The organism is Nostoc sp. LEGE 12447, from assembly GCF_015206985.1.
In the GTDB taxonomy this organism is placed as follows: Bacteria; Cyanobacteriota; Cyanobacteriia; order Cyanobacteriales; family Nostocaceae; genus Nostoc.
Genome location: NZ_JADEXT010000007.1, coordinates 180,568 through 193,954, shown reverse-complemented (window position 1 = coordinate 193,954; position 13,387 = coordinate 180,568). Strand labels below are relative to the sequence as shown.

The 13,387-nt window shown below is 44.1% G+C and carries 10 protein-coding genes; 4 read left to right on the top strand and 6 right to left on the bottom strand.

Features of this window, described 5'->3' with window-relative positions:
- The first annotated feature begins 208 nt into the window (after positions 1 to 208).
- Complete coding sequence (locus IQ274_RS11220) at positions 209 to 1,495, top strand: phosphotransferase (RefSeq protein ID WP_194142298.1); 1,287 nt, start codon at positions 209 to 211, stop codon at positions 1,493 to 1,495.
- Here the strand turns inward: IQ274_RS11220 and IQ274_RS11215 are convergent.
- Together IQ274_RS11215 and IQ274_RS11210 are read right to left on the bottom strand one after the other, a co-directional pair.
- Positions 1,488 to 2,375, bottom strand: a complete 888-nt coding sequence (locus IQ274_RS11215) for a succinate--CoA ligase subunit alpha (protein WP_194142297.1) — start codon at positions 2,373 to 2,375, stop codon at positions 1,488 to 1,490. The two genes, IQ274_RS11220 and IQ274_RS11215, sit on opposite strands and share 8 nt — an antisense overlap.
- A gap of 173 nt (positions 2,376 to 2,548) precedes the next feature.
- Positions 2,549 to 3,775 (bottom strand): succinate--CoA ligase subunit beta, encoded by a 1,227-nt coding sequence (locus IQ274_RS11210; protein WP_163929332.1) that lies wholly within the window; start codon positions 3,773 to 3,775, stop codon positions 2,549 to 2,551.
- Between the two features lie 650 nt (positions 3,776 to 4,425).
- On the opposite strand from IQ274_RS11210, the gene IQ274_RS11205 reads away from it, so the two are divergent.
- Positions 4,426 to 6,189, top strand: a complete 1,764-nt coding sequence (locus tag IQ274_RS11205) for a hypothetical protein (protein WP_194142296.1) — start codon at positions 4,426 to 4,428, stop codon at positions 6,187 to 6,189.
- A gap of 37 nt (positions 6,190 to 6,226) precedes the next feature.
- On the opposite strand, the gene IQ274_RS11200 is transcribed toward IQ274_RS11205, so the two are convergent.
- The 3 genes from IQ274_RS11200 to IQ274_RS11190 form a co-directional block, all read right to left on the bottom strand.
- Positions 6,227 to 7,255, bottom strand: coding sequence for an aspartate carbamoyltransferase catalytic subunit (locus IQ274_RS11200; protein WP_163939301.1), 1,029 nt, complete (start codon positions 7,253 to 7,255; stop codon positions 6,227 to 6,229).
- A gap of 102 nt (positions 7,256 to 7,357) precedes the next feature.
- Positions 7,358 to 8,710, bottom strand: coding sequence for a magnesium transporter (gene mgtE / locus IQ274_RS11195; protein ID WP_163939298.1), 1,353 nt, complete (start codon positions 8,708 to 8,710; stop codon positions 7,358 to 7,360).
- A gap of 578 nt (positions 8,711 to 9,288) precedes the next feature.
- Positions 9,289 to 10,251 carry a TauD/TfdA dioxygenase family protein gene (locus tag IQ274_RS11190; RefSeq protein ID WP_194142295.1) on the bottom strand — a complete coding sequence of 321 codons (963 nt, stop codon included), beginning with the start codon at positions 10,249 to 10,251 and terminating at the stop codon, positions 9,289 to 9,291.
- Between the two features lie 644 nt (positions 10,252 to 10,895).
- Here IQ274_RS11190 and IQ274_RS11185 point away from each other — a divergent pair.
- Positions 10,896 to 12,572 carry an FAD-binding protein gene (locus tag IQ274_RS11185; RefSeq protein WP_322745223.1) on the top strand — a complete coding sequence of 559 codons (1,677 nt, stop codon included), beginning with the start codon at positions 10,896 to 10,898 and terminating at the stop codon, positions 12,570 to 12,572.
- 13 nt (positions 12,573 to 12,585) lie between these two features.
- The gene (locus tag IQ274_RS11180) at positions 12,586 to 12,927 is read left to right on the top strand and encodes a 4Fe-4S binding protein (RefSeq protein WP_194142293.1); all 342 of its coding nucleotides are present in this window, start codon (positions 12,586 to 12,588) and stop codon (positions 12,925 to 12,927) included.
- 9 nt (positions 12,928 to 12,936) lie between these two features.
- Here IQ274_RS11180 and IQ274_RS11175 read toward each other — a convergent pair whose 3' ends face one another.
- Positions 12,937 to 13,104, bottom strand: coding sequence for a hypothetical protein (locus tag IQ274_RS11175; RefSeq protein ID WP_194142292.1), 168 nt, complete (start codon positions 13,102 to 13,104; stop codon positions 12,937 to 12,939).
- Between the last annotated feature and the right edge of the window lie 283 nt (positions 13,105 to 13,387).

Below are 13,387 nucleotides of genomic sequence, written 5' to 3'. Positions count from 1 at the left end.
AGGGAATTTCGCAATGCCGCACCTGAATCCTCTACACAAGAGTCTAGCAAGAGTCATTGTTTTACCCCTAAGAGACTGTCATGCCCAAACGCAAACACATATCTGCAATTGTACTTATCTTAATTTTAAGTTTGGTGTTTGTATGGTTCTTGGAAACTTTTGGTGATGATGAAAGGTGGACTTACACTAAACGCTGTAGGGACAATTTATGAATTGCCCATACCTGAAAATCAGAGTCTTGGCTATTGTTTGCGTAAGTCCTCATCAAGTAGTCGATGAAATTTTAGAAAGCATTGATCCAATGAATTCACCTTCCACGCATCTGCTAATTGATGAAGTGACATTAACGACTGTTATCCGTCGTATACTCGACAGTAAAATCGCCACTCTGGGCGAATGGCACTCCGAAGCGATCGCTCACCATATTATTAATAACGTTACAGCCGGTTTGCAGCGCATTACTGGTATTGCTAACAATGGCAGCGAAGAATTATCTTGGTCGGTAATTCTGAAGATTTTGCACCTACAACCAGAAAATGCTGGCTCTATTTTCAATTCCTCTCAAGACCCCACACACTGGAATTACTGGCAGCGTGAGGCGTTGATATATACATCAGGAATGCTCGATAATCTGACTAACGACTTAGTAGCCCCCCGTTGTTTCGCGGTTACAGAACCGTCTCCTAATGTCGTCTGGCTGTGGCTGGAGGATATTCAGGGTAGTCCTGGCAGCACTTGGACTATGGAGCGCTTTGGTGTAGCGGCTCGTCACCTTGGCTATTTACAAGGAAGCTATGTAATGGCGCAATCATTGCCTTCTGAGCCTTGGCTAAGTCGTGACTGGCATCGAGCATGGGTATCTAATATCGATAGTACAGCTTTAGAAGCGTTGCAAGAACCCACTGTATGGCAGCACCCACTAATAAAAGAGATATTTTCCCCAGATATCGGCGATCGCGTGATGGACTTGTGGAGCGATCGCCATATCCTTCTCGACGCTGTGGACAAAGCACCCCATACACTCTGCCACTTTGATATTACGCCTAACAACTTGTTTTCTCGACGTAACGCAGATGGCAATGACCAGACTGTTCTCATCGATTGGTCTTTTGTTGGCTATGGTGTCTTGGGAGAAGACATCATAAATTTGGTGCTGGACAGCGTTTTCTTATTGTTCGTCGATGGTTCATCACTGATACCCTTGGAAAAACTTGTACTTGAGGGTTACTTAACGGGGTTGCGTTCTGCTGGGTGGAATGGGGATGAACGTTTTGTGCGCTTTACTTATGCTGCTTTAGCGGCACTTCATTTTGGTCTAATCGCAGGGAGGCTGTTAAAGCTAGTGCAAAATGAATCTCGTCGCAGTTGGCTAGAGCAACGCTTTGGGCGAACTTTTGACGAGATTATCACATCAAGAGCGATCGCTATTACTCATGGATTAAAACTGGCAGACGAAGCCAGATTATTGCTTCCTTCGCTTTTTGTAATTAATTGATTTTAATTTCCTTTCTCAATAATTCTGGAATCTGAGAAGGGCGTTCAGCTACTGGAACTTCTGCTTCTTTTAAAGCGGCTAATTTACTTTGGGCTGTCCCAAAGTTAGGATCGCGTCCGATAACCGTTGCTAAAGTCCCAGTTTGCCGCCAACTTTTTCCTGGTGGCGCTTGTCTACCTGCAATGTAGGCAATTACTGGTTTATCAATTGCCTCAGCAATATACCGAGCTGCTGCTTCTTCACTACCACCACCTGGTTGACCGACTAAAACGATCGCCTCTGTAGTTTCATCCTCATCTAGAATTTGCAACCATTGGAGAAATGAGGAACCAACGATCGCATCACTACCAATACTGACACTAATCGATTGCCCCAAACCTACTTTTGTTAATTCGTAAGCAACTTCGTAGGTGAGAGTGCTGCTACGACTAACGATTCCCACTACCCCAGGAGTATAAAACTCACTAGGTTGAGTGCCTAAAAGAATTTTTCCCGGCACAATGATCCCCGGACTGTTAGGCCCGATTACCAAAGTTTCACAGGCTTCGGCTTTGCGGAGTAACTGCACCATATCCAAAGGTGGCACGCCAGCAGTGATAATAATGATCTGGCTAATATGAGATGCGATCGCTTCTAATGCAGCATCTAGAACGTCGTAAGGATCTACACAGATAATTGTTGTGTCAATTACCCCAAATTTTTCTATTACTTCCTCTACTAAGTCAAATACTGGTAGTCCATGCAGTTCCTGTCCGCCACATCCCGGATTAACACCTGCTACCAAATTCGTACCATAAGCTTGCATTTGAGCAACATGAGTGCCTGATATAAATTCACAAAAGCCTTGAATTAATACTTTACTTTCTGGCGTTAGGTTCATAAAAAATTACCGTAAGTTTGACAACCCAGTGAGTTAAGCCACTAAGTAAGGGAGCAGGGGAAGCAGGGGGAGAATAACTAATGCCCAATTCCCAATTCCCAATTCCCAATTCCCAACAATATATTTACGTGGTAAAAATTAATAATGTTTGATTTGGAACAAAATCATAGTCACTACTTTTTATTAGCAGTTGGTTTAGCAAGACGGACTGCTGCCGCTACAGCCTCATCTAAATTTTCTACCACGAGTAGCGCATCGCTGTGGGTTTTTAGTGTTGCTAGATATTTTCTAGCAGCATTAAATTCAGAACCAGCAAGACGGATAACTAAGGGTGTAAAATTCTGTACTTGACGACTTTTACTACCATTAGAACGTACAACTTGTGATTCAAGTTCGCTGTTGTCTTGCTGTACAACTCTGGCTATAACTTCAACCACTTCCTCTGTTTGAGGAATGCTACCCAGAAAGTTTATTAGTATTACTTGAATGCTTTTGTCAGCTTCCAGGATTTTCAGACCTGTCTCTAGGCGATCGCGGAAGGTAGTTGGTGTCGTATCTGTGAGGAAAGCATGACGTAGATTTAAACAAACACCTGGATTGCCACCAGCATTGGCGACTAAATCCAAAGTTGCCATTACTGAACCAGTCCCATTACCTAAAATACCGATTTTACCGTGCATTTTTACGCCATCCCAGTCACCTAAAATACCATTAATTTCAGTACTGGTATGACGGCTGATAATTTTTGCAGCCATCTCAGCCAGGTCTGGATGACGCTTGATTGCCCGTTCATTGATCCTGACTTTACCATTGAGAGCCATAACTTGACCATTAGCACTGACTGCCAAGGGATTTATTTCGACTAAATCCAGGTCTTTTTGCACAAATAAATGGTACATCTTCTCCAAAACGCTGCTTACCGACTGCATCAGCGTCCCTTGTAAACCCATTTTCAAAGCTAGTCTTCGGGCATAAAATGGCGAAAATTCCTGTTCCACGACAACATGGTGCATTTTTTCCCCAGCAGATTCCCAATCGATGTCTGCTTCTTTACAACCTAAAAGTACTGGTCGGCAGACAGCAGTATCTAAAACTACCGCTAGATAAAATTCTTGGTTCGCGTCGTATTGGGATTCTGCCAGCACCACTTCTGGCAATTCGCCCCATATTGGTAGACTAAAAATATTTTGAGCAGCTGCGATCGCATCAATTGTCGTTTCGGCAAACCTGACTCCACCCGCTTTTGCCCGCTCTGCTCCATGTACTTGAGATTTCAGTACAATCGGAAAGCGAATTTTTAAACGTTTCAAATCTGTAGGATGGTCAATCCGTTGGGAGGGCAAGACCGGAATGCCTATCTTCCCAAACCATTCTTTAACTTGATACTCTAATAAATCCATTGATACACCTTGTATTGACACTTTCCAAGCTTTTAGTGAATGCTGTTTTAATATTTTGCAGCACTTTTATTTAAAAATTAAGCTTTTGGCAGCTATAAAAATTTCTTTTTCACGTATCAATTTTATCGAACCCAGCAAATGAGGCACATTAATTTTGATAGCTAACCTGTTTGTGCTAGAGCCACAACATGTAATTAATTTCCTCAGTAAGTTTCCCAGCATAGAAGATAACTAGCATTTCTGTCAAAACCCTCTGACCTAGAACTGTTTCCTTAACCTTTGGATAAAATTTTCACAACTGCTCTGCAATGAAAATTGTACAGAGTAGTAGCTACTTTAAATTTAACTGTCGCAAAATAATGCAGTGAAAACACTCAAAAATCCTATTATTCCCATTTTTTATTTGTAATTTATATCTGAAGACAGATCATTTAATTTTGCATCTAGTAGCGTGAAAATGTAGCGCCGCGAACAATAATTGCTTTTTTTAATTTTTGGTGAAAAGTCAGAATTTGTGTTAGAAAGTTGGTCGTTCAGATTTTCAGGCTGTGGTTGGTTAAACTGTGCATTTGCATTCAACAAAACTAAAAAGTTCATTTCATCCTCTTAAAAATAATCAAAACAATATAGAAGTTAAGCGGGAAAGCTCTATGAAAGTAGCAGTCCAGCACGAAGATTTACAGCTTTTAGCCAAGACTTTGCAGGAACAATTGCTTGTAGAAGTCTCATCGGCTGAAGTCTTCGAGGTTAAGTGTGCCGTCAATAAAGACGGGTTAATGATTTTAACGCAACATGAATCAGATGTAATAGCTGACGCTCAGATAATCTTTGCAGTCATTGAGGAAGTACTTCAGTCTCTAGCACCCCATAGAGAGCAGCGAGTGCAATGTTTCCTCAGAGTTTCTGGTGAACAACTCCCTTATGCCAAATGTTTTCTACCCCTGAAGCAGACGAGGGGATGGGGAGATGAGGAAGTAGGGGGAGCAGGGGAGGCAGGGGGAGCAGAGGGGCAATACTTTTATCCTATTTCTTCATCTGCTTTGACTTATTCTCCATCACTTGATGAGACAGAAGAAGAGGAACTGTTTGACCCGTTTGCAGATGCGCCGAATTTGCCGATTTCAAAAGCATTCGCAATCAAACCCATGCTGCTGGGTGTAGCCTTAGCGGGAATTGTCATTTTAGGCGGTGGTGCTTACTTCTTGACTCGTCCTTGTGTTATGTCGGAGTGTAAAGAAATACAAAATGCCGAGCGATTAAAAACAAAATCTCCACAACTGATACGCCGTGCCAAGTCTGAACAAGAATTAGTAGCTGTACAACAGCAACTTACGGCAGCCAGTACAGCTCTGAATGCAATTCCTAGTTGGTCGCCTCGTTCCCAGGTGTCAGAAGAACTAAAAGCAAGTTTGTCTAGACGGTCAGAAAAAATCAACCAGGTGGTCAAGGCTTTGCAGACAGGATCTTTGGCGACACAAAAAGTTCAAACTCCTGCACATAGTCTAGAGGAATTACAAGCTAGGCAACACTTGTGGCGACAGGCTATAGCACCACTAGAAACTATAAGTCCCGACAGTGAACTCTATGGGCTAGTGCAAGGGAAATTGATTAATTATCGAGTTCGTTTGCACGCTGTAAATCAGCAGATATTTACTGAGGAAAAATGGCTGAAAAAACTAACAGCAGCAAAAGCTGTAGCTAGTGCTGCCGAGAAGCAAGAAGGTACTGCTAAATCTTTGAATGATTGGCAAAAGGTGCGGTCTACTTGGCTGGTGGCGATTAATGCTTTGAATAGTATTCCTTTAACTAGCCCTAGATACCAAGAAGCTGAAAAGCTGTTGGTAGATTATAAACCGAAACTGATGGCGGCACGCGATCGCGCGACTAAGGAACAATTAGCTGTTAAAACCTACCAACAAGTTCTTAGCACCGCCAAGCAAGCCAAGCTTTATGAGCAACAAAACCAATGGCAAGCAGCTGCTACATACTGGGATCAGGCTTTGCAAACTGTTAAAAAAATTTCCCAAGATAGCTTGTACTACAATCAAGCTCAGTCCCTCATCGAACCCTATTCAACAGCCCTCAAACAAGCACAAGAAAAAGTACAAGTTGTTAGTAGTTTGCAACAAACCCGTACTGACTTGGATAAAACTTGTATTAATGAAATTCAGATTTGTACCTTTAACATAGACAATGCAGGAATTACTGTCCGGTTAACTTCTGAGTATGACCAAGTAAGACAAAATAACTTGGCTAATCCTTATTCTGAGAATTCTAGTACTGCTGTTGATGTTACCAATCACTTGCAAATCTTACGAGAAGCTCTAGCTGTAATTAGTGACAATGCCAACCTGTCCCTTATCCTTTATGATTCTCAAGGCCAGGTAATTTATACTCGGACTTTGGGTGGGTAAAATCTGCCAATTCTCAGGTGAAAATCTATTGTTTGGATTAAGCTTTGCCGCTACCTAACAAATATAGTAGCGCCATGCGAACGGCGATACCGCTAGTAACTTGCGATTGAATAAGACTAAATTCTGGATCATCCATCAATTCAGAACTAATTTCAACACCACGGTTAACGGGGCCTGGATGCAAAACTTTAACATTAGGTTTACAAAGTTGCAATTTTGTACGTGTAATGCCAAATAGCTGATGATATTCTCGCAAACTTGGCAATAAATGAGCTGTCATACGCTCTTTTTGTAGGCGCAGAGTCATCACAAAGTCGGCATCTTGTAAAGCTGGTTCTAGCTGCCAATGTAGAAAAAGTGGGGGAGTGGGGAAGTGGGGGGATAACTCCTGACTTCTGACTCCTAACTCTTCAGAAATGTACTCGGCAAATAATTTGGGTAAGAGGGTTGGTGGTGCTGCCAGATGGACTTCGGCTCCACTGGCGATTAAACTCCAAATATTCGATCGCGCCACGCGAGAATGAAGAATATCTCCAACAATGGCAATTTTTTTCCCCTTTAAAAGTTCCAGTCGGGGGCTAGCTGGGTCAATTAGAGTACTTATGGTAAATAAATCTAGCAGTGCTTGGGAAGGATGCTCATGTTGACCATCACCAGCATTAAGGACACTAACTCGTACACCTAAACGATCCATTTCAGCCGCGATCGCATTTGGTACTCCTGCCTCTCGATGGCGGACTACCATAATATCAGTTCCCATGGCCAAATAAGTCTTCGCCGTGTCGAGAATTGTTTCTCCCTTAGTCATCGAAGATGTAGCGGCAGCAAAGTTTAGCGTATCCGCACTTAAACGTTTCGCCGCGAGTTCAAAACTGCTGCGAGTCCGGGTAGAAGATTCAAAAAATAAATTCGCCACCACCTGTCCCTGCAAAGTTGGCACTTTCTTCGTCCGCCGCGATAGCACCTCTTGAAAACTGGCAGCAGTTTGCAAAACAGTATCGTATTCAGTGGTAGTGAAGTCGGCTAGGGAAAGAATGTGATGACGATTCCAGGTGGTAGTAGGCATATTTTGGAACTGGGGACTGGAGACTGGTGATTGGAACTGAAGGACTGGGGGAGATAAGGGAGTAATCAATGCCCAATGCCCCATGCCCAATGCCCAATCCCTTCAAGTTGGTAAATGGAAAACGTTTAAAGCTAGAGAAATTAAGCTGAGGAACGTTAAAAATCCAATTGTATCTAGCATTGTAGTCACTAACGGGCCACTAACCAAAGCAGGATCAAGTTTCAGTCGTTCCAAAGCCATTGGCAGTAAAGTGCCGAGTGTAACAGCCACAATTGTATTAGTTGCCATTACCATTCCGGCAATTAAAGCCACCCATCGCTCTTGGGGTCGTGCCCAAATTAAGGAAAGCAGGATCATCGTTGTGGCTAAAGCGAGAGCTGTACCTAAACCAGCTAGAAGTTCTTTGCGGAGAATTTTCAAAGTGTCTTTGGGTGTTACCTCACCCACCCCTAAGCCGCGAATTGTCACCGTTAATGATTGAATACCGACAGTACCACCAGTGTTAGAAAAAATTGGCATGATTACTGCTAAAACTGGCACTGCGGCAATTACAGATTGAAAAGGCGCGATCGCACTGGCTGCACCAATATACATAGCCATGATGCCCAACAGCCAAGGCAAGCGGTTGCGGATGGTGAGTAGGGGAGAGGATAAAGCCGCTTCATCACCACTCACACCCGCGAGTTTTTGGATATCTTCTGTGGCTTCCTCTTCCAAAATATCCATGACATCATCAATGGTGACAATGCCAACCAATCGGTCTTCCCGATCAACAACCGGGATAGCGATTAAGTCGTAGCGCTGCATGATTCGCGCCACTTCTTCTTGAGGAGTTTCAGTTCTAACTTTGATGACGCGATCGCTAGAAATATCTTTGATGAAAACATCAGGAAAAGTAAATAGCAACTGGCGCAGTGAAACTACTCTCACTAGTGTCCGGTTGTCATCAGTAACGTAGGCGTAGTAGATTGACTCTTTATCTTCATCCTGACGGCGGATTTTACTTAGGGCTTCACCTACAGTCAATCCTTGCCGCAACCGGACATATTCGGTTGTCATCACCCGCCCAGCCGTGCCTTCTGGATAGCCGAGAATCGTTGCTGTTGCTTGCCTTTGTTCTGGACTTAGTTCTTGCAATAGCCGTTTGATTACCCCAGCAGGTAATTCATCAAACAATTCTGCCCGTTCGTCGGGACTCATTGCTTCTACAAGTTGCACTACTTGGACATCATGCAGAGAATTAATTAGTTCTTCCTGCACCTCTGTAGGCAGATATTCAAATACATCGATTGCCTGAGCTTTGTTGAGTAAACGGAATGCGATCGCGCGTTGTTTTTCAGGCAATTGTGTAATGTAATCTCCCACATCCACAGGTTGCAAGCGATTTAAATCCCACTTCAACTGGTTTAAATCGGTAGTATCAGTAAGCAAATCACGAATATCTTGTGTGAGCATGAGATATATCTCCTAAGTCTCCCCCGCGCTGGGAGACTTCCTCGCCAGCTCAGAGGAGGTTGATACTGCCATCTGGTGGACTATTGCCCATAAAATTTCAACAATTCAATATCGATATCTAAATTAAGGCATTGCTAGTCATCATCCTAACCCGGAATCGCACTCTCAGGTAGACACTGAATATTAGCATTCAGCATCTATAATATTTCTGACTAATTTAATTGCCCTAAATTTTAGGTAATTTTTGTGTACTTAAAGTAGATTTTACTACTGCTAGAAGCTATGTCAAGCCAATAAAGGAATTTACTCGCAAAATTCACAGAGTCAAAATATTTACAACAGTAATAAGTAGTATTTTGTATCAAGCAACTTCATGCATAGTTACCTGGACAAAAATAAAATAGGATTTCTATATAAAGGCTGATATATAAGTAATATAATTCACGGCGAATCAAAAAAAAGATTCTATTAAATGCTGGTGGATATACAAAAAAATCTATTTAGGAACTTCACTTTCTTCCCCTGAATGATAGGCTGCGTCAGACAGATGCACGCAGCCCGGTTTAGCACCTTGTAGTTTACGAAAGCACTGCTTGTGCTTCCAGATTCTGGGCTTTTTGCTTGAAGACGGTTGGTACTTCTGCGCTGAACGCTTCACCTTGAACCACTTCTGAGCGGAAACCATCAACCCCAACTGGAACATCGCCAGTAATAGTGGTGCGATAGAGGAGACGCTCGACATCCAAATGATCTAAATCTTGAGGAGCCAAATGCACTGTGGCGCGGTTGTCCCAGAAGGCGATATCACCATTGTTCCAACGGAAACGGGTGGTGTAAGCAGGCTTGGTGATTTGGTTGAAGAACAATTCCAGCAGCAGGTTGCTCTCTTGTGGTGACACATCAACAATGTGCGAGGTAAAGCCAGGGTTAACGAACAACGCACGCTCACCAGTCTCAGGATGAACCCTAACGACTGGGTGGATTGAGACTAGTGGATTGACAGCAATACGCTCGGTGAACTTGCTGTTGCGGGGCTGATGCTTACCTCCATTGAAGCGATGTTCAGCTTTCAATGTGTCTGCTAGCGCCCGTAAAGGTGCTGACAAACCCTCATAAGCTGCAACTAGATTACTCCACTGGGTGTCACCACCGAAGCTAGGAACATTAACTGCACGCAAAATTGACGCTGCTGGTGGATTAATAGCCGCTGTCACGTCTGTGTGCCAGGGTCCTCCACTGCGGAAACCATATTGCTTTTCATAGAGCCTACGGTCTACGGGTTTGATCTGCGGAAATCCCGCAACTGGTTCAGGCTCTCCAAGTGGATGCGCGAAAGTCACTTCGCCAAAACGAGATGTGAACTCAACCTGGGCAGCATGATCGATGTTCTGACCACGAAAGAACACAACTTTCCACTTTAATAGCGCTTTACGAATTTCTTTGACTTCATCATCATTCAGAGGACGCGAAAGATCCACGCCGCTGATTTCAGCACCAATGAAACCAGCTACTTGTTTGACTTCAATATGCTTGTAGTCCATGTAGACTCTCCAAAGTTTGATCTATAAGGTGGTGTTCGCACTCGTCTTTTTCTTTTGGAATATTGCTATCAACTACAAGCAATGTTTCAAAGGAAGCGGTCGTAGTTTTTAACATCATACACTAACTCGATCGAAATACCGTAGTATAATGTAAATATATTTTTAGACTGCTGAAATAACGGGAAGTTCATAGCGTCTTATCTGTTAAAGATGCCTTCGTACCGCCAGCTTATCTACTAAGTCTGTCATGGTGATATTGGTATGAGCCAATATCATTACCCCTCACGAGGATGGAAACTTACCCCTCACGAGGATGGAAACTTTTACCACAGTTCCAACCGGATAAGATATTAGTTTGTAACACTTAATGTTTGCAAAACTAATAATTAGTGTATCATGTAAACTGTAATTTGCCTTACACATTCTTTGTATAGATTATGCAAACTCGATCTACTGCATAAGTATTTATCATGAACTGCATACACCAGAACGGATGAAAAAGGGACTGGTACAGCAAAGCGAAATTCAAAATTAAAGAACTCTTAGGGACTGAGCTAGGAAATCAGCACGCTGCTCAAAGTCCCTCTAACAGAACTTTTCCAAGTCAAAGTATGAAGTTGACTGCCAAAAAGGAGGACAAGGAATTGCTAACAGCCTATAGCGAAAATGAACTGCAATTAACTGCTGACGTGCTGGTAATTGGTGGTGGTCCTGCCGCAGCATGGGCAGCATGGGCAGCCGCATCACAAGGTGTCAAAGTTATCATTGTTGATAAAGGTTTTCTGGGTACGAGCGGTGCAGCTGCTGCCAGTGGCAATGGCATCATGGCTCCTTCTCCAGAGAATTGGGACAAAGTTTTATGGGAGCGTTATCGCGCAGGAAAAAACCTAGCTAACTTACGTTGGATCGAGCGTGTTATCGAAAAAACTTGGCTCAGTTTGCCTCTAGTTGAAAAGTGGGGCTATCGTTTTCCCAAAGAAAATGGGGAATCCGTGCGCCAGAGTTATTATGGGCCCGAATATATGCGGGTACTTCGCAAGAACCTATTGCGTGTTGGGGTGCAGATTCTTGACCAAAGTCCTGCTCTAGAGCTTTTATTGGCTGATGACGGCTCAGTGGCTGGAGCAAGAGGTGTGCAGAGACAAAATCATCGTACCTATACTGTTCGCGCTGGTGCAGTAGTCCTGGCCAATGGTGGTTGTGCATTCTTGAGTAAAGCATTAGGGTGCAATACCAATACAGGTGATGGAATGCTGATGGCAGTAGAAGCTGGCGGTGAACTCTCCAGTATGGAAGCTTCTAATCACTATGCCATCTCGACCGCTTTTAATGCCACAGTGACAAGGGGTGTTCCCTTTGGCTGGGCTAGTTACAGCGATGAAGCAGGTAATGATCTTGGTGGCTATGTCAATGGTCGTCGCGATCCATCATTTCTTCCCAATGCCCTCCTGAAAGGCTCCGTTTATGCTCGTTTGGATCGAGCTACACCTGAAGTCAAGGCGGTGATTGAAAAGTCTCATTTCATATCTTTTTTACCCTATAAAAAAGCTGGCATTGACCCCTATACAGAACGAGTGCTTGTAACACTAATTTTAGAAGGTACAGTCCGTGGTACGGGTGGAATTCGGATTGTGAATGATAGTTGCGCTACAAAGGTTCCTGGCCTCTACGCCGCCGGTGATGCTGCATCGCGGGAGTTTTTAGCAGGTTTAGCTTCTGGGGGTGGTGGTCCCAATGCGGCCTGGGCAATCTCCACAGGACAATGGGCTGGAGTTGGCGCGGCTGAATTTGCGAAAAGTCTGGGCGCTCATCCTCATGAACGGGTGGTGCATCCTGCTGGTCAAGCCGGATTGCGTAGCCCATCGCAGTCTCCCGCTTCCGAAACATTCGATAGCGAGGCGATCGTGCGCGGTGTACAAGCGCAGATGTTCCCGTTAGATAAGAATTACTTGCGCTGTGAGCAGGGACTTTTGGATTCCCTGGCCAAATTAGAAACGTTGTGGCAGCAGGTAAAGACGAACCCGAAACAAGATACAGTGCGCGATATGGAATTTTCTCGGCGAGCGGCTGCTCTCACGGCTGTAGCGCGATGGGCATATTTTAGTGCTTTACATCGCACGGAAACCCGCAGCGAACATATTCGCATGGACTATCCCGAAACCGATCCAAATCAGCGTTATTATCAGGCAACCGGCGGCTTAGATCGTCTGTGGGTGAGGCGTGATTGGCTAACGGATGCCATCGCCTATGACGAGCAGAACGCGATCGCTACACCACCAGTACCAACCACTCAAACCACACCCTCTGTATCAAAGTTGTAGCAGGAGCAGTATCATGATCGAGCTTGTCAGTCATCAACTCTGTATCAATTGCAATGTATGCGTCCAAGTATGTCCTACCAATGTCTTTGAGTCTGTACCTAACCAACCACCCGCGATCGCTCGACAAGAAGACTGTCAAACTTGTTTCATGTGTGAGGCTTATTGCCCTGCGGATGCACTCTATGTTGCGCCCCAATCGCATACCAATGTTGCAGTCAATGAGGATGATTTAATTGAAAGTGGCATCATGGGTGAATATCGTCGCATCTTGGGTTGGGGGTATGGCAGAAAAAACAATAGTGAATTGGATACTGCTCATCAACTGCGCCAACTGCCGCGCCCCTATCAAAGTTAATTTGAGTGTTTAATTGAGTGTGGTAGCGACCTCAATTAGTCGAAAACCTGCAAGTCCACCAATAACTGCTTCTTTTAGATGCTCTATCTTACTAGCACCAATTACCGTTGTTGGTGCTAGTAGTTCGCCAAGTGAACTTGGCGGGGTAAAGGGAAAGGGGGAAGGTGGGGCCCCCACGAAGTGGGGATAAGGGGCAGGGGGAAAGGTTTTAAATCCCTTACCCTTTCCCCTTTCCCCTTTCCCCAGACCTCACAAGCGCATTTTTGGGTTGGCAGACTACTAGTAAGATAGGGCAATTTGTCTTGGTTTAACGCCGCGTTTTTGAGCTAATTCTACGACGCGAGCAACGATCGCACTGCCTCAAAAATACCCCTAGTAATAAGCTTTGCTATTTCAGGTATAAAATAGCCCAAGCAAATCGTATTTTAGTTTGCGATCGCTAAAATTCAGTACCCAGAGG